Source organism: Polaribacter vadi (genome assembly GCF_001761365.1).
In the GTDB taxonomy this organism is placed as follows: domain Bacteria; phylum Bacteroidota; class Bacteroidia; order Flavobacteriales; family Flavobacteriaceae; genus Polaribacter; species Polaribacter vadi.
On sequence record NZ_CP017477.1, the window covers coordinates 2,756,866 to 2,779,355 of the forward strand.

The following is a 22,490-nucleotide window of genomic DNA, read 5'->3' on the forward strand; positions in this document are numbered from 1 at the left end:
CTACTTCATTTTAACTCTTTAAGATTGATTTATATAAAAAATGATTTTAATTTTTAATCCTTCTTTTTTTGCCAAGTTTATCATGCTTTTCGTGCCTTTGCTTTTACCATCCCAAAAAACAATTAATGCATCTGCATATCGTGCCATTTCTTTGTTCCTTTTTGGACCTGCAGCTTTTCCAAATTTATTCCATTCAGCTGGAAATTTTATTAAGTTAAAACCTTTTTCTTTTGCATATTGAATTCCTAATCTATCAGCACCTTTGTAATGACCTCCAGATACAATTTCAATATTTTTATGCCCCTGGAGAAATTGGCTGCATTCGGTTTTTAGTTTTTGGTAATCGGTGAAGTTTCTACTTCCGGCTATTATGAGCTTCATATATTGGGTGTTAGTTTTTGGTTTTAAAAGAGATCCTGAAACAAGTTCAGGATGACTTCGTCATTTAAGATCTGAGTAAAGCAATTTTGAGTTTTGAAATGGTGGACAATTGTTGTTTTAAGTTTTCTTCAAAAGCCGTTATTTTTTTGAGTTTTTCAACTTTCATTTCCCATTGCTTTACTTCGTAATTTTGGAGAGCTGTATTGATTACTTTTTTAGCATCTGAAATACCTATAAATGGAATGACAGAACCTTTTAGGTAATAGGTAAAGAATTGTCCTATTTTTAAGGATAGGCACAGATAATACAGGGATTCTCTTTTTGCTTTTGTGGGTGCAATAATTACAAAACAATTAGGACAAGGCTTTTCTAGCGGTTTGCCAGAGTTTAATCCTTTGTTTAAAATAAAAAAATGAGGGTTTGTGTACTTTCGACCTGGTTGGTGCGTCTTGATTTTAAAAGCTTGCATAATCGTCTTATTTTAAGTTAAGATTCTTTTGCTGTATTTCGTTTTTGCCTATAAAATTTTGAAAATGAAGACAACAAAAAAGAAAGCTTTTTTTAATTGGTGAGGCTAGACTATCAAGGTTTTTGTAAAAAAATACTACTGGCTTAATTTGCTATTAATACTAATAGATTAAAAATTTTATTGGACCCTATGTAGTGTTGAAACAACTGCAAAATAGAAGTGGAGATTTTTTTCAAAACCCGGAGGGCTTGACCTTTAGAGGCTAAAAGCGCAGGCTGAAGGGAGCCAATTGTTTTGCTGTCTTTTTTTGTTTTTATTTTATTACCTTAGAGTTTCTTTTTCAAGAAGTCTTTTTAAAAGACTTTTTCATAGCAATTTTAACCCACCTCTCTACGATGTGGGTTTTTATTTAGCAAAAGAGAATAGAATTAAAGTTTTCTAAATAATTTGGAAACACCCTTTACTAAATCGATTTCGTTGAATTATGTAATGTTTAAAATAAACTGCTTAATTTTCATAAAATTTATTGTATTTTAAATTAATATAGCTATATAATTACGAATAATTAATATATTTGTGTTAAACTAACAATATAATAATTTAAATGTTTTGAAGATAAAAAAAGTATTAGTGGCTAATCGAGGAGAAATTGCCATCAGAATTTTTAGAGCCTGTACAGAAATTAATATTAGAACCGTTGGTATTTATACCTATGAAGATCGATATTCTTTGCATAAATATAAGGCTGATGAATCTTATCAAATAGGACAAGATAATGCGCCTCTAAAACCATATTTAGATATTGATGCTATTATTGAGATTGCTCTTGAGAGTGGTGTGGATGCGATACACCCAGGGTATGGATTTTTATCTGAAAATACATCGTTTGCTCAAAAATGTAAAGACCATAATATCATTTTTGTGGGGCCATCAGTTTCTGTTTTACAATCTTTAGGAGATAAAATTGTAGCTAAAAAGGTGGCTTTAGAAAACAATATTCCAATTATTAAAAGTAATACGCAGCCACTAACAACATTAGAGGTTGCTATTTCTGAAGCTTCCAAAATTGGCTATCCAATAATGTTAAAAGCAGCTTCTGGTGGTGGTGGAAGAGGGATGAGGGTGATTAGAAAAGAAGAGGAATTAAAAAGTGCTTTTTATGAAAGTAAAAGAGAGTCTTTAAATGCTTTTGGTGATGATACTGTTTTTATTGAAAAGTTTGTAGAGAATCCAAAGCATATAGAAATACAAATTGTTGCAGACAATCATGGTAATATTGTTCATTTATTTGAAAGAGACTGCTCTGTACAAAGACGCTATCAAAAAGTAATAGAATTTGCCCCTTCATACGGTTTAAAAGAAAGCACAAAACAGGCGTTATATAATTATGCACTGAAAATATGTAAAGCAGTAAACTATAATAATATAGGGACTGTAGAATTCTTAGTAGATCAAGATGAAATTTATTTTATTGAAGTAAATCCGAGGATACAGGTTGAGCATACGGTTACAGAGGTGATTACAAATATAGATTTGGTTAAAACCCAGCTTTTTATTGCTGGAGGTTATCGACTTTCTGACAAACAAATAAAAATAGCTAACCAGGAAGCGATACATGTTAATGGATTTGCTTTGCAATGTAGAATTACAACGGAAGACCCACAAAATGATTTTAAACCCGATTACGGAACCATATCTGCCTATAGAAGTGCTTCGGGTTTTGGAATACGACTGGATGCAGGTAGTATTTATCAGGGGGTAAAAATTTCTCCGTTTTTTGACTCTATGCTAGTTAAAGTAACAGCGAATAGTAGAACTTTAGATGGAGCTATAAGAAAAATGACACGTGCCTTATCTGAATTTAGAATTCGAGGTGTCAAAACAAATATTCCGTTTTTAAGAAATATATTAGAACATACTGTTTTTAAAGAAGGAGCCGTTACCGTTAATTTTATAAAAACGAATCCTGAGTTATTTGTTTTTAAACCCTCTAAAAATAGGGCAACTAAATTGATTACTTTTTTAGGAGATGTTATTGTAAATGGAAATACTGATGTAAAAAAGATAGATCCAACCAAAAAATTTGTAAAGCCTAAAGTACCTTCTTTTAATTCAAAACTAAATTACCCAAAAGGGACAAAGGATCTCTTAACAGAATTAGGCCCTGAAAAATTTGCTAGCTGGTTGAAAAATGAAAAAAAGGTTCATTTTACAGATACGACAATGCGTGACGCACATCAAAGCCTTTTAGCTACACGAATGCGTACCTTTGACATGTTAAAAGTAGCAGAAGGGTACGCAAAAAATCATCCTGAAGTATTTAGTATGGAAGTTTGGGGAGGTGCTACTTTTGATGTTTGTTTGCGTTTTTTACAAGAAAACCCTTGGGAAAGATTACGACTTTTAAGAAAAGCGATGCCCAATGTATTATTGCAAATGTTAATTAGAGGTTCTAATGGTGTAGGTTATAAAGCGTATCCAGATAATTTAATAGGAGAATTTGTAGAAAAATCATGGGAAAATGGTGTTGACATTTTTAGAGTTTTTGATTCTTTGAATTGGATGAAATCTATAGCGCCTTGCATTGAGCATGTACGTACAAAAACGAATGGTTTGGCAGAAGGATCACTTTGTTATACCAACGATATTTTAAATGTTGAAAACACAAAATACAATTTAAAATACTACATTAGTCTAGCTAAGGATATCGAAAATGCAGGAGCTCATATTTTGGCTATTAAAGATATGGCTGGTTTGTTAAAACCTTATGCAGCTTATGAGTTGATTTCTACATTAAAAACAGTAATTAATATACCTATTCATTTACACACGCATGATACTTCTTCTATACAATCCGCTACCTATTTAAAAGCGATTGAAGCTGGAGTTGATGTTGTAGATGTAGCTTTAGGAGGTTTGTCTGGTTTGACTTCTCAACCTAATTTTAACGCAATTACAGAAATGTTGAAGTTTACAGAAAGAGAAAACAACGTTGATATAGATTCTTTAAATGAATATTCTAATTATTGGGAAACTATAAGGGAATATTATTATCCTTTTGAATCTGGATTAAAAGCTGGATCTGGAGAAGTTTTTAAACACGAAATTCCTGGAGGACAATATTCTAATTTAAAACCACAAGCACAAGCTTTAGGTTTGGAAGATCGTTTTTATGAAATTACAAAAATGTACAGAGCTGTAAATCAGCTTTTTGGAGATATTGTAAAAGTAACTCCTAGTTCTAAAGTTGTTGGAGACATGGCACAATATTTAGTGAGTAATAATTTAACCATTGACGATGTGTTAAAAAAAGGAGATAAAATCTCTTTTCCAGAATCTGTAGTTAGCTTTTTTCAAGGAGATTTAGGGCAACCGTATGAAGGTTTTCCAGAAAAACTTCAAAAAATTATTCTTAAAGACAAGATTCCTTATACAGATAGACCAAATGAGCACATAGCGCCTTTAGATATTGAAGCAGCATTTTTAGAATTTAAGAATAACTTTGAAAATGAACTTGCTAGACCCATAGATTTTACTGATTTCTTATCTTACCAATTGTACCCAAAGGTATTTGTAGATGCCTATAACAAACACTTAAAATATGGGAATTTAATTCAATTGCCTACTAAAAACTTCTTTTATGGGATGGAAATAGGTGAGGAAATTATGATTGAAATAGATGCAGGAAAAACGTTATTAATTACACTAGATTCTATTAGCGATGCCAATAAAGATGGAATGGTAACGGTTTATTTTAAGGTAAATGGACAAGGAAGAAGTGTAGCAATAAAAGATGATGCAATAAAAGTAGATACAATAGTACATGTGAAGGCTGATAAAAACGATGCTCTACAAATAGGGGCCCCTTTACAAGGTTCACTTTCGTCTATTTTAGTAAAAAAAGGAGAAAAAATAACTAAGAATCAACCCTTATTTATTATTGAAGCTATGAAAATGGAGAGTACTATTGCAGCTACTGCAGATGCAACGGTTTCAGAAATAGTATTGAAGGAGGGAACTATGGTTTATTCAGATGATTTGGTTTTAATTTTAGAGTAATAAAAGCAGTGCATTTATTTTTTGCGCTGCTTATATTTTTTTACTATTTAATCTTAACAGATTACAATTAATACAACTGTTATTTTATCACACTGTTTTAAAAGTATACAATAGAGGTGTTTTTTGATTAAAATCGCTTTACGGCTGTAACCTACACCTTTATCCCACGTGACAAGCTGGCCTCTTCACTAAAACAGACTACTAGATTAACGTTCGTTCCGGTGAGGAAAAGAGGTTCCCTACTTATGACATACTATTTTCCAAAATATCTGAGAGGGTTTATTTTTTATTGGCTTCATGGGTTCTGTAACTTCTATTACTACTAACAAACCATAATCTTTGAATTCTTGTTTAATTTTGAATTTGTTGTAAAAGAATAAATTAACGTCGTGTACCGTAGTATATCTGTTTTCTTCAATTTCTATTCCTTTGCCATATCTCATATCGTTTATTGAAAGGGTAACGAAAACCATATACCCTCCTGGTTGTAATTGATTATAGCAATTCTTAATGCATTGTAAACGTTCTTTTTCATCGAGTAAATGCAATAAGGCATAACAAAAAATACCGTCATACTTTTTAGAATCAAAAGGCAACTCTGCTACCGAACCGTGGTAGATTTTAACTACATCATTAAAATGATTATTAGCTATTTCAATTGCCGTTTTAGATAATTCTATTCCGGCTACGTTTTGATTATTCTTAATAAATGGTTTCGCATTTCTACCATAACCGATACCAGGTATTAGTATTTCCTGTAATCCTTTTTCTTTGAAAAATTCAGCAGTAGATTTGGCTACATCTGTAGGTTCATAGCCCCACATGGCTTTTTTTTCTTTAAAATTTGACTCCCAAAATTCTGACATCATTTAACATTTACATAGTTTGTCTTCTAAAACATCGCACCTGAAACCTAACTTGTGAATATAAAACATCACCTTTTCAACATTAAAACTTTCACCTTCAACTCTTAAAATACTATGAGTGCAAGGATAATTGATTATTTGGTTTTCTATGTCATAGCTAAATTCCAAATTTGGAAAATTATTTTTTAGATTCGGTAAAATACAATTAGCTGTATTTTCACTTGGAATATTAGTTGTATATACTTCAATCATATCTTTACTTTTAAAATTGCTCTTGTGTTAATTCCAAATTTACCATTGCACCAGCCATATTACCTGACTGTACAGCATTACTTATCGAACGCATCATTGTTGCATTATCACCACAGGCAAAAACACCTTCTATTGATGTTTTTTGAAATACATCTACTTTTATATGCTCGCTTTCGGTTAATTCGCAACCCAATGACATTGGTATTTCTGAATGTTGTTTAAAAGGAATGGCTGCGTACACTCCCACAAATGGAATCTTTTGATTGTCTTCAAATACAACATTTTTAATATATCCATTATCATGTTCAATCTGTGATACTTTGGATTCAATAATTTTAATTTTATGCTTTTTAAGTTTCATTAATTGTTCAGCGCTAAAATCTGCGTTACCAGAGGTTAGAATCGTTACGTCTTTTGTTAAATTATGAACTAGTGATGCTAAATGAAAAGCTCTTTCACCATTGGCCATAATACCTGTTTTTTCTCCTTTGAATTCATAACCATGGCAATAAGGACAATGGATTAAAGTAATACCCCAAGCATCTGAAAAGCCGTTTATATCTGGCATAATGTCTTTAACTCCCGTTGCAAAAATTAATTTCTTTGCAGTAAACTCCTTACCCGATTGTGTCGTAATAAGAAAGCTATTGTTTATTTTTTTTGCATCAATTGTAAAATCCTCAATAAATTTGACTGTATTATACTGTAATACTTGTGCTTTTGCTTTTGCTGAAATCTCACTAGGTTTGGTTCCATCATGTGTTATAAAATTATGAGCATGTGGTGTTTGCCTATTACAAGGTAAACCACCATCTATTATTAGAATATTTCTTAAAGAACGCCCTAGTGCCATAGCAGCTGAAAGCCCTGCATAGCTACCGCCAACTATAATTACTTCAAAATCTTTTCTATCTATCATATGATTAAATTTTATAAAACTGTTTAACGTTTTAGGTAAAGTTAATGCCAAACTTACCAATCCTCCTTTTTTTATGAGCTCTCTTCTAGTCATTAGAAAACTACTTAATGCAACATTGTCGCATATAATTATTTTGCAAACATATTATATTTTTCATAATATTGCAACAAAGTCGCAATAATTATTGCGATTAAATCGCATTAAATGAAAAGAAGGAATACACCAACACAGGAAGCCGTATTAAAATTACTTGTTGAGACTGATAAAGCAATGAGTCAAGATGCTATAGAAAAAAGGATTGATATTGATATTAATCGAGCTACGATTTATCGTATTTTAAATCGATTTTGTGATGATGGTACACTTCATAAAATTGTTGCTGAAGATGGGAAACAATACTTTGCATTTTGTGTTAAATGTGATGATAACAAATTACCTGAACAACATTTTCATTTTAGATGCACTCATTGTGAAACGATAGAATGTTTGCCTAGTGCAGTACATTTTACCTTACCCAATGGGTATGATGTACAACATGTGAATTGCTTATTGACAGGGTTGTGTAATGACTGTTCTTAGTTAATCTTATTTTATTTTTAGTGAAATGAGACAAACACATACTTGAGGTAAGGAATACTTGGACATTTCGTCTTCGCTCAATACAGGCTTAACGATGGTTTTGTGCAGGTGAAGAAAAGAAATAAAATAATAATAGTAGTGCCTAGTGTGCTGGCAGCAGCGAGAATAAGTGTATTGCTTTTTATTTGCTTGTACTGATTTCTTTGATTGGTTTTGTTAAAAGTGAATGTTTTGAGAGCTGTATTTTATAATAAGATTATTAATTTATTTGAAATAATTCTATTGAATTTAAATTAGCATTTACTTTTAGTGAAACCAACTATCTACATTTTTTTACAAATGAAAAGTTATACTCTTATTGGCTTTTTTTGATTTTATAGGTGCTTTTTAATATTGTTTATAAACTAGAATTTTTAATGTTTTAACGAATGTTAGTTTAGAATACCAAACAAGCACTTATAAAAACAATGCAACAATTATGGAATGCTGTTATATAACTGAATTTTATTATTAATAACGGATGTGTGCGGTGGGAAGCCGCTATTTAGTTCACGACTTTTTTATTTTACGGGAGTTCATGAATAGCCACAATTAATATATATAGTTCCAAATTGTGTGGCTGGAAGTGGCTATTTTACATAATGGCGTTATAGTGCCTGGAGTTTTTTACGGAAGAGCAGTATAACTGCGCATTATGTAACTTAGCTTTGGGGAGTTTTGTGTTTTATGAAATAATAAAAGTGTGTTGCTTTTTAGAGTTGTGCAATGAGTTTGCGAATGGAACAAGCTCTAAAATGCAACTACCTATAGAGTTTTAAAACGCTAAACTTGCGTTGGCGCGCGGAACAAACCAAAAGACAGAGGCTTTTGAGGAACGAGAAAACTGGGTTTTGGTTTGTGGGGATTTTAGTCTTCCCAAATTATACTAAATGTGTGTTTATTATTCATTAAGCAATGTTCGTAAAATGGTTTTTCAGCTTGACTATCTTTCCAAACATTAAACCAATCCATAGCAAAAACTTTTTGAGTATTTTTGAATTTTCTACCTAAATTAAAATACTCGCCAGCAACAGTATCTTCTGGAAGTTTATCTTTACCAAACTTTAAAAACTTAAAAGGAAAATCATTTGAAGACCAATACCATTTAATATTATTTTCATAAGCATAAACTACCATTATTGGATGCGAACCAATAGAACAAAACCTTAAAGCTGTAGCTGAAATACTGGTGCCAAATTTTTTCGCTAATTCTTGTATAATTCTAAATTCAAATTTTTTATTTGAACAATATTTTCTAAATCTTAATTCTGGCATTAATAGACAGGATGCAAAAAAATCCGCTTGTCTTTCAGCTCTGTTCCTACTTTTAAAACCTGTTAATGAACAATGGCTTGGAGATAATCCTTTCAATAATGCATTCCGATGGTCATCTATAAAATAATGACCTAACTCGTGACCAAAAGTAAAACGAGCTCTTTCCGAATAAGCATGACCTAATTTATCAATATTAATATAAATATGAAAGTTTCTATTGGAGCATTCTAATAAACCATCAAATGCATCAGAATAGTTTCCAAAACTATAAGAAATTTTTTTTCTTTCAGCTAAAACTATAGGATCGATTTGACTGTCAGGAAAGTAATAATCTGAAATATCGCTTGCTAAATCATTTAAATTAACAACATCGTATTGAGAAAGAAAATCATTTTTTCGCTTCATTTTTATCTTTACGCATTTTTTCTCTTATTTCATCTGTGATTTTTTTACCCTCTCTCGCTGCCATAGATAATGGAATGATAGCTTTATTTTCATTTAATTTTATTACTTTTTTTGTGATAGAAATATCTTTATCTATTATGTTTTCAATAGAAGGCCACTCTTTTGGGGATTCAAAATCCGCCGTAAATTTATTTTCAAAAGCTATAATTTCTTCTTCAGATTGGGGCATTGAGTAACCAAATTTTTTCAATAATTGTCCAATATCTTTTTTGCTATTTGTTTCCATTTTACTGAATTTTTAATTGCTTTTTTTGATAGATTCTCTAATTTGTTTTTTAACACGTGAAATTATTTGACGTATGTTATCCCAAGTAGTTTCAAACATAGACTCCATAAGCTTTATATTTTCACTTCTCATTTTTTTTCCTTCTTCATAATGTTGAAAATATACACTTATGATGTCTCTCTTTTTAGGATCAAGATTTGCTAAAATTACATCTAATTGATTATTTTTTTTAGGTAGTTCCTTTTCTAAAACTTCGTACTCATTATCTTTTAAATTAAAAAGCCAATCATTGTTGGGGTCATCAACTTTAGATGTTTCATTTTTTAAATATGATTCATTATTTCTTAAATACTCCAATCTTTTATAATGTGCAATTGTAGCTAAATAAGCTTTAAAACCAGAGTCTGATGATCTATGTTTTTCTGGTATATAATCCCAATCTAATGGATTGTTCCAAACATGATTAAATATTTCATTGAGTATCGTTTTAGAGAATTCCTCTTTATGTGATTTATAGTTAATGTTTTTCATGATTACATTGTATAAAAACAATCTGTAATACTCATAAACTTTAGAAAAAGAAACTTTAGCTTCTTTGAGATTTATTTCTTTTTCTGAAATAATTAATAAATGATATTCTATATCCAATAGCATTATAATGATATGTGTTTTCCGTGACAAATATATTTTGTCACACTTTGTTCATATATACATAGCACCTCTAAAAGTTGAGGTTTAAAAAAGGTTAAAATAAACAAAATTTAATTAAGATGGCAACAAATGGTAAAAGCGGAGATAATCGCAGACATGGAGCAGTCAAAGGACGTTCACAAGTATTAAATCCTAAAACAAATCTTTATGTAAAGAGAGATGCAGAAACAGGAAAATTTATGGACGTAAAAACTACTGGAGGAAAATTTAAAGGAGTACGTAAAGAAAAATAAATTTTAAAAATGAATGTTATTAAAAATTATAATACACTATTTAATAGCCTGGAACCAATCGATGTTATCGTGGCTAAAAAAAGAGTTGGTTTAGGAAGAATTTTGAACCACTATATTGTTTATTTAGGTAATGGTGTATTCGTTGGGAATTTAAAAGGTAGAGTAAAACAAGTAACACAAATTGAACTTTATGATTTGCTTAAAGTTTATGAACCTGTTGAAATTAGAAAATTTACTGGAACACAATTAGATGCAAGAGAAGCCATATTTAGAGTTAAGCAAAAGCTAGGACAACCTTACAGTTTTTTAGGCTTCAATTGTGAACATTTTGCCAATTGGGTACAATATGGTAAAGAAACAAGTAGTCAAGTTACCAACGGTTTTTTAATACTGGCTGGTTTAATCACTTTAAAACTAATTACTAATGGAGATGGAAAAAGATAGATTGAAATATACTATAAATAGATTTGACCATTATTTTGATAGTGTTAATAATAAGTCAGCTGTTTATATTGCCATAAATACTTTCATAACTGGTGGTATTATTGTATTACTAACGCAGACTAATATTGTAAAGGAATTAATTATTTTAGGTCAAGTTATTGTTTGGATATTATTACTTACAGGTATTGTAAATCTTATCGTATTATCTATTGCAAGTATTCCATTTTTTTCAATTAAACCAAAATCTATCTATTATTTTGGAGCAATATCTAAAATGACCCAATCTGAATTCAACAAAACTTCTAAAAATTATACTGAAAAGGAAGAATTAAAAGATTTAAGATCACAAACGTTTGTCCTTTCACAAGGTTTAACAGAAAAATTCACAAAATTAAAATTAGCAGGTTTATTATTGGTTACACAATTCTTTATGCTTCTATTAATTTTTATAACCATATTAACCAATCTATAAAATTAAAAATTATGAGTATTTTCAATCCGTATTTGGATGTTATCAAAAAAGCAGTTGATAAAGATCCGAGAAACCATTACATTAAACTTTTTTCAAAACAACCAGAATCAGATTTTGACACAAGTTACATTAACGAATTACGAAATGAGTTACCAGGTTTAGAAAACCTAAATGAATCTTCTCGCTTAGTAAAAGGAATCAATGCACCAGCAGTTGAGAGTTTACCAAGATTAGGAAATCATCCTGATTTTGCAAATTTACAAAACACTAATAACACGGAAAAGCATTGGATTATTTCAGCTTTTGTTGATGTAAAAAAGAGCACACAACTTTACAATAATTTTGCCTTAGCTACTGTAGCTTTAATTACGGAAAGTATTATTAAGGCATCTATTCTAGCTGTAAATTTATGTGGTGGTTACGTACATCGAATACAGGGTGACGGATTGATGGTTTATTTTGGTGGAAAAAATATTGAGAAAAAACAAGCTACAAAAGATGCTTTAAAAGCTTTTGCTATGATTTCTTATTTTGTGAAAAATGATTTAAAAGACTATTTTGATTCGCAAGGGATTAAAGAAATATACACTAGAACAGGTATTGATTTAGGACATGATAACCAAGTACTTTGGATGTACTCTGGGTTAGGAGATTCAGGGGAAGTCACTACTTGTAGTTTGCATACTAGTCTTGCTCCTAAAATGCAAGCTAACGCCAGTTCAAATGGAATCGTTACAGGACAAAATATTATCAATCAAATTTCTTCTTCTGACAAGTATTTTAAAGTAAAGTCTAAACCTATATGGGATTATGAAGATGGGCGATTTTATAATCAATATGATTTTAATTGGGAAAGATATCTAGTAGATAATGATTTTGCAAAACAAAATATTAAAGGTGATTTGATTTTAGACATCGGTAATACCGTAACACCAATATTAAACCCAACTCATTTAAGTCCTATTGCAGAGATAAATAAACCTTATTATAATTTTTAATGAATTCTGCTCTTAAAAAAGACATAGATAAGTTTCAAAATACTTATTATAATTTTAAGATTACTAAAAATGAGAATTATGCTATTTTAAGTGGTATTATTACTGTTTTTGATGTTAATAATATGCCTTGGGAAAATTATGGTATTGATATATTTGTACCAACTAATAATTATCCTCACGTTACACCTATAGTTGTTGAAACAACTAAAAATATTGATAGAAGTTGGGATTTTCATATATCAGACGAAGGTTTATGCTGTCTTGCAATAACCCATAAACTAATTTTAGCAAAAAGGAGTGGTATTAATTTAATTAATTTTTACCAAAAATTTATCTACCCATTTTTTGCAAACCATCAATATAAATTAAAAACAGGCAAATATGCTAATGGAGAGTTTGAGCACCAAGAGAAAGGCATCATACAATTTTATCAAGAAGAATTAGAGACAGACAATCTTTTATATATTGAAACAATCCTCCAAATTGGAATAGGGAAACTTAAAATTGGAAATAATGATTTATGTCCAATTTGTAGGGATAAAAAATTTAAAAGATGTTGTAAGATTAAAGTCTTAAAAATAGAGAAGTATGGTTTGAAACAACTTAAAAAAGATTTAGATATTGTTAAAAATGAAATTCTAAAATATAACAACCTTTAACTTTTATTAACCCCCTTTCTACCCACTTACGGAAGTTTATAATTTATTTTCCAATGTCCACCTTTAGCACTACCAACTCTTTTTATAAGTCCTAAATCTTTTAGACTATCAAGGTTGTTATCAATAGCTGTAGCACTTAAGCCAATTATTTCTTCCAATTCTCTTTTTAGACACTTTACTATTTTTATGAATAGCTTTGATAATATTAACTCTGTTATCTGTTAGGTTATCTATCCACTTGTTAAAAGTAAAAAGGAGTTTCTTTAAAACCGGATTTTGGAGGAAGAATTATTAGGTTCTATTAAATTATCTTAAGTACCACATCATCTTCATCATTAAAAGCATTACAGGCCTCCAAATGTTTTTCAACCTCATTCATATTATCTGCTTTTATTGTTGCGCTAAATTCCTGTGCCCTTCTTAACATTTTCACATAAACTATTGGGTCCTGCTTTCTAGTCAATTTTCGCAAAGCGCCAATGTAATCTTCTCGATAAACTGTAGGGATAATTATTTTACTTTGGTTTTCTTTTACTAATTCTGCATTCATCATAACTCTAGCTATTCTCCCATTTCCATCTAAAAAAGGATGTATTTCACTTATCATAAACATCATATATGCTGCTTTTGAAAAAGGATCAGATAAGACCTTATAATAATCAAATCCCTTTATGAGTGTTCCTTTCACTAGATTGAAATCTACAAAATGTGTACCACCAGCTTTATTGTTTCTATCTTTAAATTCTCCAGGATTCATTGACTTTCGAGCCTCAAGTAATATACTATGCCTGTATTGTAAAATATTTAAGAATTCATCTGGATTTGATGGTGTTATGCTCATTTCTTGCCTATCACTTACGATATTATATGTGCCCAACACATCATGAGAATCTTCATCTCTTGATGGTAATGGCATACCTGTAGTAATAATAGTTTTTGCTTCCTCCAATTCAAACACTGTACCTTCTATATAATTAGAAAAATACGCTTCAAAGAAGGCAAAGTTTCGAAATGCTTGTTTTGTTCTATTGGTTTCTGAAATATTTTCAAACTCCAATTGAGTCAAATATTGAAATAGTTTTTCAAATAGCGCAATTCTTACAGGGTCGTATGGATTACCAAATGCTCTTGCTAATGCAACCGGCGAAGTTAATATTTTTGAAGGTTTTGTTGTTAATAATGCACTAATCAATCTGTTTAATTTAGCGAATTCACTCTGCAAGTTAAGCTGTTCGGCTATTTCTTTCGCTCTATCTCTTACTTCATTCAATCCTTGCTCCCCTTTAACACGTACAATTTGCTCTAATTTTTCTTCTAACTCTGGAAGTGTCATCGTTTTAGATTCTGGACCAAGCTGTCTTGACACTTGTAGATTTTCCAGGAATGCTCTTTCTTGTTGTGAAACGTATAATTCGCCGGAAAATTTACTGTCTCCATCTATTGGACCATAGCCTTCCATAAATCGAATTGTTATACCCGGTAAACTGATTTTCTTTGTATAAGTATAGGTTACAAAAATGTTACCAGAAGACGTTGGCTTGAATTCTAGTGCTGACCTATGGCTTAAAACTGAACTTGGATATTGCGCCCCTAAAATTGTAAAAATATTTTTTCTTATAATTTCTTCAGGCTCATCAGTAAAGTTTGAAGTATATATCCTTGGGGCAATTTTCTTAATCTTACCTACTTTTTCAAGTTTGGAGATTTGCTTGCTTATGGCCTTGTCACTTGAAGAAAACATTATTTCTTGAAGACGTAAGATGGGATTTTTTTCCATTATAATGGCTTTAGGATGTAAAATTAGAGAATATTTTCCATTATAAGTGATTTTTTAGAGAATATTTTCCATTATAAAACAAAGTCCAAAGGAGAGTATTTTCCAGTAAAAGGGAACATTTGTAATAAAAAAGGGATTATTTTCCACTATAAGCTCTATTGAAGCGATTATTTTCCATTATAATGCTTTTTATATATTATAAACTTATCTTCTTAATAAAGTTATACTCTTTTATCTACACTTACTTTATCAAAAGCAATTAAATTGAAGAGTTGACGCATTCTTGAACACTTAGATAAATCTTAATATCTTTCTTCTAGTTCTTTTGAGCAGCGGTTTTTTGTTGCAAGGTTAAAATTTTTATTTTTGAATTTTTATTTAAACAGATTGCTACTTTTTGAGTTCCTGAAATACTGAATTAAGTTCAGGACAAACGCAATGACGAAAGTTTATAATAATTCTAAATCTTGTAGTTTTCTTCCGAATTCATCATCTGCAGCAAGTTTTAAAAAGTCCTCTTGTAAGCCTAATACACGTAATACGTTAAAATAAGCCCCCATAGTAACACTTGGACTACCAGACTCAATTAAGTATAACGTGCTTCTTGCAATATCTGCTCTTTCAGCAACTTGCTCTTGCGTTAGTTTTCTTCTTTTGCGAGCTAATTTTATATTTTCACCCATCTGTTTCAGTAGTTCTTTATGCTTAGGAAATAATGTTTGTTTTTTCTTGCTCACTGTATTTTTGATTGTTATTTCATACAAAAATATTTACTTTGATTGAAATATCAATCATTTTTATTATAATAGTTTAATACATTTTATTATTTCTTAAATTAATTTATTTTTATTTGCATTTTCTTTGTCGAAAGTAATAAAGCTAAATAGTTGACGAATTCTATATATAATATGATTATTGTATCGATTTCTAACTCCTGGAGTTTTAGATTAATAATCAGATTGTGTTTAACATATTATTTTTTCTACCAATACTAAAAATAGTATTGATGCGTATATTTTTTTGTAAAGAAACTTCTTTAAATTTGGGAAAATGAAGACTTTAATCAAAGTAGAAAACTAAAAGGTTAAACTTTACTAGTAAAAAATAATAAATGAAAAAGCCATCAAACGAAAACATCCTCAATTTTTACCAATCAGATTTATCAATTTATTATAGCATTGATAAAGAAGGAGTCTTAATTTGGAACGAAGATTTTTTAAATCAATATTGGCATTATTTTTCAAAATTTATTGAATTAAATGGAAATGAATTAGAGGGATTAACAATTCCAAAATGTAGTCATTTGGCATTAACTCAAGGTTTATTTGATTTGGAATTAGATGAATTAATTTTCTCTAACTGTATTTTCCTTGATGAAGTTTATTTTGAAAATTTAAAAATAAAAAAAGTAATGTTTTCATCGTGTACTTTCGATGAGCGATTAGCTTTTTCATCTTACAATTTTGATTTAATAGAAATAAAGTCTTCAACTTTTGGAAAATCTCTAGAATTTTATAATTGTGAGATTAATACCTTTCGGTTAAGTCATAATAAGATTTTTGATTCTATATATCTAAAGGATTCTATTGTTTTTAAAACTTTTATAATGGATTATTTATCCGTTGGAGAATCAATAAGTATTGAAAAATGTACTTTATCTCCAAGTTTAGAAAGTGAGGTTTCAGGAATACAAGCAATAAATAAAAACATTATAACCTATAAGGATTTTTCAATTGTAGAAAAGCATAAAAGTGACTTTATTAAAAAACCAAATGATAACGCAAAAGAAGGATTTTCACTTAAATTTCTAATTAATAATGATGAGTTTATTAATTATGTAAACAAACTTCCTGATAGTGAATTGGGAATGGTAAAAGAGGAGCTAATAAGAAAAATAAACATTATAGATTATGAATATAAATATACTTCCTACGAGCCAGTTATCAAATTAGAAAATGTAGTAATAACTCATCCTATAACTTTTTATTCGATTAACCTTAAAAACTTTTATTTTAGGAATTCAAATATTGAAAAAGTAATTTTTTCTAATTGTGATTGGAATATTACAGATAGGTTAGTTTTAGCGGAAGAGTATATTAAGAACGGTACGCAAATTGAAAATCAATTTCGTCAATTAAAAAGAATTTTTAGCAAAGACCATAATTGGAGTATGTCTGGATTTGCTTATATAAGCGAAATGAAAATGACTAGAAGAAGATTAGGTTATATGATTGATGATGGGAAAAGATATTTAAGCAAAGATGCTTTAGAATATGTTATATATTTTTTTTATGAAAAAATTGGTGGATATACACAAAACTTTACACGACCATTAACAATTTTTTTAATTTCTACATTCATAGTTTTTCCTTTAATATATGTTTTTTTTGAACCAGTAACTGAAATAAAATATGATTTTACTTTTGCACTCAAAAAAAGTATTTCTAATGCTTTTCCGATTGTGAAATTGGATGGAAATATATACACTTATTGGTCATTAAAAGCATTTCAAATTATATTTAGCACAATACTTCTCACATTTATAGTTCTAGGGTTAAGAAAAAGGTTTAAGCAATAAAAATAGATTGATGTGAAATTTTTCAAATATAATTTTTAACAAAGAACAAAATTTTAAGATATATTTATTGTTATGAAAATTGAATTTGAAGAAAGAGAAATAAAAAATTATTTAAGTTCTAATAAGCCAATTCTTTATGAAAGAGATTTGGGTTTTCCATACGATAGATTAAACCCTTTTGATTTTGAAGATTTAACTTACTTTACAATTAAACAATATATTGAAAATAATAAAGATTGGAATGGTTTTGATAAGATTGAATCTTTGGGAGGAGTTAAAGATAAAGGTCGAGATTGTATTTTAAAAAAGAAAGAAATAGTATCAGGAATAATTCAATGTAAGCATAGTGAAAAGCAATATAAATTAGATAAACCATATTTTGTTAAAGAGCTACTTAAGTTTTTACTATATTCTATCAAAGAGCCATCACTAATCGGTAATTATAATGATTTTACCTATTATATTTTTTCTTCTTCAGGTTTTTCTTCTGATACACTAGAGTTGATTAAAAATTTTAATGAATTTATTTTAGAAGAAACTAAACTCGAATCTTGGGTAAATTCTGTAATAAGTAAGCATTCATCAATTAAAGAATTATTAAATTATAATCACTGTCGAGATAAGTTAGAAATATTATTAAGTTCTGTTAAAGTTAAAAAAATAGACATTAATGAGTTTGATTTGATTTTGAGTAATACTTATAATCAAAATATTGTAGATGCTTTTTTTTCAATTAAAAAAGTGATTGATATAGAAAAAGCTAAACAAATTATAGAAAAACATATTAATCCAAAAATTAGTTATAATGAAGCTGTAAAGTCACTAGAATCTGCTTCTTTTGATTTTAGAATATTAACTAATTATTTTGGATTAAATAAAGAAACTCATATTGCAAGAAAAGAAACAAATGATTTATATAATTGGATATTAGCTGATTTAATTAATAACAAAAAGAATATTGCAGTTTTAGAAGGTAATGCAGGTCTTGGTAAAACGATTATTATAAAAGATTTATATGATAAATTATTTGTTAATGAGTTTCCTGTTTTAGCTATTAAAGCTGACAAATATTATGCAGAGAATAGAATAGATTTAGAAAAAAATATCTTTCAAAAACAGAACTTATCTATTATGGAGGTTATAGATTGTATGTCTAATAACCATCAAAAAATTGTTGTTCTAATTGACCAACTAGATGCACTTTCTCAAACCTTATCATCAAAGAGAGAGTATATACATACTTATAATAGGCTCATTGATGATTTAACTAAACTTCCAAATGTTAGAATAATAATTTCAGTTAGAAGTTTTGATTTAAAATTTGATTCTGACCTATCAATTTATAACAGTTCTCATTGTCAAAAATTTTTGACAAGAGAATTGAGTGTTGAAGAAATTAAAACTGTTTTGAGTAAGTTTGGTATTCAAAACAGGAGTGATAAATTTTTAAATCTACTTAAAATACCTAGTAACTTAAACTTGTTTTGTAAGTTAGATGATAAAACGAGTTTAAATTATGATAGTCTTAAAACAGTTTATGATTTACAAAACGCATTTTGGGATGAATTGATTTCACAAGCTCATAAATTGGGTTTAAAAGTGAAGGATTTACTTTATACTATTTCAGAAAAAATGTATTATGCTCAACAAATAACTATTATTAATAGTTTTGAAGATAGCTTTCAAAAAGAGTTAAATTTCTTAAAAAGTAAGAATGTAATATCGGAAGATAAAAAAAGTATTCAATTCTTTCATCAGACATTTTATGATTTTGTTTTCTCTAAGCAATTTGTTGAAACAGGGAAATCAATTGTAGGTTATATTAAAAGAGAAAAGCAAAGTATAAATGTTCGTCAACCTTTAAAAATGGTTTTAGAATATTTAAGAGATTATAATCATAAAATTTATATTAATTCTATAAGAAGAATAATTAAAGGAAGACATTTTAGATTTCATATTAAATCACTTACAATTATCTCTTTATCTAATATTATTGAGCCCAGTGAAAAAGAAAAGAGAGTTTTTGAAAACCTTATAAAAGTTAATACATGTTATTTTGAAATGTTCCTTTCTTCTTGTAATTCAGTTGGTTGGACTTCATACTTAATTAATAATGAAGTAATCTATTCTGAATTAAATAAAAAAGAAAATGCTTATTTAAAAGTTTTAAGATATTTAAAAGGTAAAAATATAAATCCAAAATTTCTTAAAATTAAAGACTCATTAAATGCTAATCTTGTTAGGAAAAATGCTATTATCATATTTTTAAGACATAACCTGAATCAATCTTCTGATGCTGTTTCTAAATTCTTATTGGAACTTCCTGTTAATTTTTTGGAAAAAGAAAACCTAATACCACGTTTGTTAATTTCTGTTGAGAATTGGAATGATAATTATTTAAAGCTGTTTGAAGAGTATTGTCCATACGTTGATACAGAAAAAAGAAGAGATAATCTTTGGTATTTTCAACATTTAAAGAAAATATCTAATTTAAAACCAAGTTTTACTTTAGAAAAATTAAAACCCGCTTTAGAAGAAGCATTTAACCCTAAAACAGATGATTTTGATGATTTAAATTACAATTTAAAAGAGATTATTGATAATTTATTTAAGCAAAGCCCTAAACTGTCCTTTAGTTTTTTTTATGATTTTATGAAGAAGACCGTATTGAAAAATAAAACTATTGATTTTCAAGATTACTACGGAGATTTTATTCAATCTACTTTTTTTAGAGGAAATGGTTCAACTTATAATTTGCCAAATGCTGACGATGAAATTTATAATAAATTAAAGAACTACCTTGAAGTTTTAGCAAATAAGGAAAAAAATGAAGCTATTATTTTCATTAAAGAAAATATAAATTCAAACATAATTTCTGTTTTACAATTATGTGCATTTACTCTTAAGGTTAGACCTTCTTTCTTTAGTGATTTTACATTTGATTTTTTAAATATAATTGATAGTAAAAAAGGTTTTACTGGTTTTGATGATAGACTTCAATTTATATTAAGAGGTTTGATAGGGAAAACTTTTAGTTTTTTTACAATACCTCAAAAGGAAAGAGTAGTTGATATAATATTTAATATTAGAAGAGGTAAAGAATATTCAGTTATTAAATGGGAAAAAGAAGTGTTTCATAGGTTAGAAATTCAAGGTAAAAAGCAATACCTGTTTATTCAGCAGATTCCATTAGATGAAATAAATAGAATCCCAAGGTTAAAGAAAAAAAACCAAGAGTTTAACCGTAAGTTTGGTGTTTTAAAAGATGATTCTCCTAAGGACGAATCAAGTGGAGGAGGTATAACTTTTGGAGTTGCTAGACCTCTTAAAGATTCGGCTTATAAATATATGTCACTTGATGAATGGGAGAATAGTATGACTAAATATAGTGATACTTATAGGGCAGAAGCTTATTCTAGAAAGGGAGGAAAGTATGAACATTCTTCAGCTTTTAATGAAGCTGTAAAAAATAATCCTGACAGATTTTATTCACTATTAGAAAAGCTTATTAATGAAAAAAGGGTTTCACAAGATTATATATTTAAGGGTTTTAGAGGTTTAGTTGAGGCAGAATACGATTCTTTATCAATCCTTAAAATGTATAAAAATTTAATTTTCATAAAAAATGTAGAAACTTCTAATCTTTTAAACTTAATATGGAGTACAGAATATTTAATTTTTGAGAAATTAATTGATAATGTAATATTAGATTTTTTATGTAATCTTTCTTTAACACATCCTAGTCCAGATAGAGTTTATAATGAGGGTAAACCTGAGTATGATGTAAATCAAACGGTTAGGTCATCATCTATCAAAATGGTTATGTGGTCAGGCTATAATAAATCATTTTCTAATCAAATTTTTGAAACTGTTGAGAAAGTTATGCATGATAAGTATGTAGCTGTCAAGGCTTCAATTTTAATTAACGTTCATTATATTAAGATTTTAGATAAAAACAGAGCTTTTAAAATTTTTAAAACCTTAACAGATACTAGTCAAATTGAATTATTAAAAAATTCTTTTAAAGCAGCAGATTATTATAAATATGAGTTTTTTAGTGAAATGCTTCCATATTTTAATAGAATAATTGAAAATCAAGAACTCCATAAGAGTGGTGCAATAATTCTCTCTAAAGCAATTATTCAAAACTCAAGCTTTGAAAAGAGCAATGAATTATTAATTAGATTAACAAGAAATAGTGAGGTAGCTATTTGTAGTGTTTTGAATGTTGCCGAAACAAATTTATTTTATGAAAACAAGTTTAATAAACATTGTTTTCATTTAATTATGAGATATTTAAAAACTGATGGAGATGATATTTCTTCTAGGTATTCAGGATTTATTTTAAGAGCTGTAAATACAGATAATTTTAAATTATTATACCCTTTTTTACAAGGATATGTTGAATCTAATCATATTATAAAAGAGCCGCGATATTTCTATTTACTTTTAATAAGTTGTGCTAAACTTTATCCAGATATGTGTTTGAGCTTGTTTGAAAAAACTTTGCATATAGATGATGATGATCTACAAAAGAGAGGTTATACGAATGAAGAACCCGTACAATTGACTTTAGCAATTTATAATTCATTAAATAAAAGAGTTAAAAAGGATGATAATGCTTTAAAAAAATGTTTAGATATTTTTGATTCTCTTTTAAAGAATCCGAGATTAAGAGAATATGCAAATAAAGCGATTAACTCACTCTAAATATTAGTTATTAAATAAAAGAGAACAACAATTGGAAGTTATTTTAACTTTCAATTGTTGTTCTTTAATTACTTCCCTATCTTCCAATATTTAGCTAACTATTCAGCTTAATCTATTGAAGCTTTACCAATATAATTTAGAAATACTTTTTCGGTAGAATGTCCAGTCTAATGTAGTAATTCCAGTGCATCATAGTTTTGCCTACTACTATCTATTTCAATAGGTATATTGATAAGCGCCTCTAACTTAGAGACTGCTTCATATATAAAGTCATTGTTTCGATACATAAGATTGGTTGTTCATTATTTTAGCATGTTCAGTGACAATGAACATTCAAATACAATGAACAATTATTTAATTACCCAATAATTATAGATT

At 28.6% G+C, this 22,490-nt stretch carries 19 protein-coding genes; 9 read left to right on the forward strand and 10 right to left on the reverse strand.

Features of this window, described 5'->3' with window-relative positions; all coding sequences use genetic code 11:
- Positions 1-18: 18 nt before the first annotated feature.
- Together LPB03_RS11950 and LPB03_RS11955 are read right to left on the reverse strand one after the other, a co-directional pair.
- Positions 19-381, reverse strand: coding sequence for a DUF2493 domain-containing protein (locus LPB03_RS11950; protein WP_065319832.1), 363 nt, complete (start codon positions 379-381; stop codon positions 19-21).
- A 64-nt stretch (positions 382-445) separates the two neighbouring features.
- The gene (locus tag LPB03_RS11955; protein WP_065319833.1) at positions 446-850 is read right to left on the reverse strand and encodes a DUF6943 family protein; all 405 of its coding nucleotides are present in this window, start codon (positions 848-850) and stop codon (positions 446-448) included.
- Between the two features lie 609 nt (positions 851-1,459).
- Between LPB03_RS11955 and LPB03_RS11960 the strand changes: the two genes are divergently transcribed.
- Entirely contained in the window at positions 1,460-4,909 is a 3,450-nt protein-coding gene (locus LPB03_RS11960; RefSeq protein ID WP_065319834.1) for a pyruvate carboxylase, read from the forward strand.
- A 239-nt stretch (positions 4,910-5,148) separates the two neighbouring features.
- Here the strand turns inward: LPB03_RS11960 and LPB03_RS11965 are convergent, their stop codons facing one another.
- Positions 5,149-5,775 carry a class I SAM-dependent methyltransferase gene (locus LPB03_RS11965; RefSeq protein ID WP_065320133.1) on the reverse strand — a complete coding sequence of 209 codons (627 nt, stop codon included), beginning with the start codon at positions 5,773-5,775 and terminating at the stop codon, positions 5,149-5,151.
- 262 nt (positions 5,776-6,037) lie between these two features.
- Positions 6,038-7,039 carry an NAD(P)/FAD-dependent oxidoreductase gene (locus LPB03_RS11975; RefSeq protein ID WP_139058978.1) on the reverse strand — a complete coding sequence of 334 codons (1,002 nt, stop codon included), beginning with the start codon at positions 7,037-7,039 and terminating at the stop codon, positions 6,038-6,040.
- Between the two features lie 111 nt (positions 7,040-7,150).
- Here LPB03_RS11975 and LPB03_RS11980 point away from each other — a divergent pair, with 111 nt between their 5' ends.
- Positions 7,151-7,525: a Fur family transcriptional regulator gene (locus LPB03_RS11980; RefSeq protein ID WP_065319836.1), complete on the forward strand. Its 375-nt coding sequence runs from the start codon at positions 7,151-7,153 to the stop codon at positions 7,523-7,525.
- 906 nt (positions 7,526-8,431) lie between these two features.
- Here LPB03_RS11980 and LPB03_RS11985 read toward each other — a convergent pair.
- Genes LPB03_RS11985 through LPB03_RS11995 form a run of 3 tightly spaced genes read right to left on the reverse strand, consistent with a single transcriptional unit; the run spans position 8,432 to position 10,184 of the window.
- Positions 8,432-9,244, reverse strand: coding sequence for an ImmA/IrrE family metallo-endopeptidase (locus LPB03_RS11985; RefSeq protein WP_065319837.1), 813 nt, complete (start codon positions 9,242-9,244; stop codon positions 8,432-8,434).
- Positions 9,228-9,530: a hypothetical protein gene (locus tag LPB03_RS11990; protein WP_065319838.1), complete on the reverse strand. Its 303-nt coding sequence runs from the start codon at positions 9,528-9,530 to the stop codon at positions 9,228-9,230. Before LPB03_RS11990 ends, LPB03_RS11985 begins: the two co-directional genes overlap by 17 nt.
- 12 nt (positions 9,531-9,542) lie before the next feature.
- Positions 9,543-10,184, reverse strand: a complete 642-nt coding sequence (locus LPB03_RS11995) for an RNA polymerase sigma factor (protein WP_065319839.1) — start codon at positions 10,182-10,184, stop codon at positions 9,543-9,545.
- A 116-nt stretch (positions 10,185-10,300) separates the two neighbouring features.
- Here LPB03_RS11995 and LPB03_RS16775 point away from each other — a divergent pair, with 116 nt between their 5' ends.
- The 5 genes from LPB03_RS16775 to LPB03_RS12015 all read left to right on the forward strand — a co-directional run bounded on the left by LPB03_RS16775 (position 10,301) and on the right by LPB03_RS12015 (position 13,047).
- The gene (locus LPB03_RS16775; protein WP_170324223.1) at positions 10,301-10,474 is read left to right on the forward strand and encodes a hypothetical protein; all 174 of its coding nucleotides are present in this window, start codon (positions 10,301-10,303) and stop codon (positions 10,472-10,474) included.
- A 69-nt stretch (positions 10,475-10,543) separates the two neighbouring features.
- Positions 10,544-10,918, forward strand: a complete 375-nt coding sequence (locus LPB03_RS12000) for a lecithin retinol acyltransferase family protein (RefSeq protein ID WP_197497426.1) — start codon at positions 10,544-10,546, stop codon at positions 10,916-10,918.
- Positions 10,899-11,390, forward strand: coding sequence for a Pycsar system effector family protein (locus LPB03_RS12005; protein ID WP_139058979.1), 492 nt, complete (start codon positions 10,899-10,901; stop codon positions 11,388-11,390). The genes LPB03_RS12000 and LPB03_RS12005 overlap by 20 nt, the downstream gene beginning before the upstream one ends.
- Before the next feature lie 11 nt (positions 11,391-11,401).
- Positions 11,402-12,388: an adenylate/guanylate cyclase domain-containing protein gene (locus LPB03_RS12010; RefSeq protein ID WP_065319842.1), complete on the forward strand. Its 987-nt coding sequence runs from the start codon at positions 11,402-11,404 to the stop codon at positions 12,386-12,388.
- Entirely contained in the window at positions 12,388-13,047 is a 660-nt protein-coding gene (locus LPB03_RS12015; protein ID WP_065319843.1) for a hypothetical protein, read from the forward strand. Before LPB03_RS12010 ends, LPB03_RS12015 begins: the two co-directional genes overlap by 1 nt.
- 26 nt (positions 13,048-13,073) lie before the next feature.
- On the opposite strand, the gene LPB03_RS16900 is transcribed toward LPB03_RS12015, so the two are convergent.
- From LPB03_RS16900 to LPB03_RS12025, 3 genes are all read right to left on the reverse strand, one after another.
- Positions 13,074-13,205, reverse strand: coding sequence for a hypothetical protein (locus LPB03_RS16900; RefSeq protein WP_262502078.1), 132 nt, complete (start codon positions 13,203-13,205; stop codon positions 13,074-13,076).
- A 143-nt stretch (positions 13,206-13,348) separates the two neighbouring features.
- Positions 13,349-14,824, reverse strand: coding sequence for a Fic family protein (locus LPB03_RS12020; protein WP_065319844.1), 1,476 nt, complete (start codon positions 14,822-14,824; stop codon positions 13,349-13,351).
- A gap of 449 nt (positions 14,825-15,273) precedes the next feature.
- A complete protein-coding gene (locus tag LPB03_RS12025; protein ID WP_231953098.1) occupies positions 15,274-15,561 on the reverse strand; it encodes a helix-turn-helix domain-containing protein in 288 nt (95 codons plus the stop codon).
- 566 nt (positions 15,562-16,127) lie between these two features.
- Between LPB03_RS12025 and LPB03_RS12030 the strand changes: the two genes are divergently transcribed.
- Positions 16,128-17,402 (forward strand): hypothetical protein, encoded by a 1,275-nt coding sequence (locus tag LPB03_RS12030; protein WP_139058980.1) that lies wholly within the window; start codon positions 16,128-16,130, stop codon positions 17,400-17,402.
- 72 nt (positions 17,403-17,474) lie between these two features.
- Positions 17,475-22,112, forward strand: coding sequence for an AAA family ATPase (locus LPB03_RS12035; RefSeq protein WP_065319846.1), 4,638 nt, complete (start codon positions 17,475-17,477; stop codon positions 22,110-22,112).
- Positions 22,113-22,490: the final 378 nt, after the last annotated feature.

Coding starts and splice junctions, on each gene's coding strand:
- LPB03_RS11980 (WP_065319836.1), top strand. CDS start 7,151: ATGAAAAGAAGGAATACACCAACACAGGAAGCCGTATTAAAATTACTT.
- LPB03_RS16775 (WP_170324223.1), top strand. CDS start 10,301: ATGGCAACAAATGGTAAAAGCGGAGATAATCGCAGACATGGAGCAGTC.
- LPB03_RS11950 (WP_065319832.1), bottom strand. CDS start 381: ATGAAGCTCATAATAGCCGGAAGTAGAAACTTCACCGATTACCAAAAA.
- LPB03_RS12015 (WP_065319843.1), top strand. CDS start 12,388: ATGAATTCTGCTCTTAAAAAAGACATAGATAAGTTTCAAAATACTTAT.
- LPB03_RS11990 (WP_065319838.1), bottom strand. CDS start 9,530: ATGGAAACAAATAGCAAAAAAGATATTGGACAATTATTGAAAAAATTT.
- LPB03_RS11995 (WP_065319839.1), bottom strand. CDS start 10,184: ATGCTATTGGATATAGAATATCATTTATTAATTATTTCAGAAAAAGAA.
- LPB03_RS11975 (WP_139058978.1), bottom strand. CDS start 7,039: ATGACTAGAAGAGAGCTCATAAAAAAAGGAGGATTGGTAAGTTTGGCA.
- LPB03_RS11965 (WP_065320133.1), bottom strand. CDS start 5,775: ATGTCAGAATTTTGGGAGTCAAATTTTAAAGAAAAAAAAGCCATGTGG.
- LPB03_RS12020 (WP_065319844.1), bottom strand. CDS start 14,824: ATGGAAAAAAATCCCATCTTACGTCTTCAAGAAATAATGTTTTCTTCA.
- LPB03_RS12005 (WP_139058979.1), top strand. CDS start 10,899: ATGGAGATGGAAAAAGATAGATTGAAATATACTATAAATAGATTTGAC.
- LPB03_RS12010 (WP_065319842.1), top strand. CDS start 11,402: ATGAGTATTTTCAATCCGTATTTGGATGTTATCAAAAAAGCAGTTGAT.
- LPB03_RS12035 (WP_065319846.1), top strand. CDS start 17,475: ATGAAAATTGAATTTGAAGAAAGAGAAATAAAAAATTATTTAAGTTCT.
- LPB03_RS11985 (WP_065319837.1), bottom strand. CDS start 9,244: ATGAAGCGAAAAAATGATTTTCTTTCTCAATACGATGTTGTTAATTTA.
- LPB03_RS11955 (WP_065319833.1), bottom strand. CDS start 850: ATGCAAGCTTTTAAAATCAAGACGCACCAACCAGGTCGAAAGTACACA.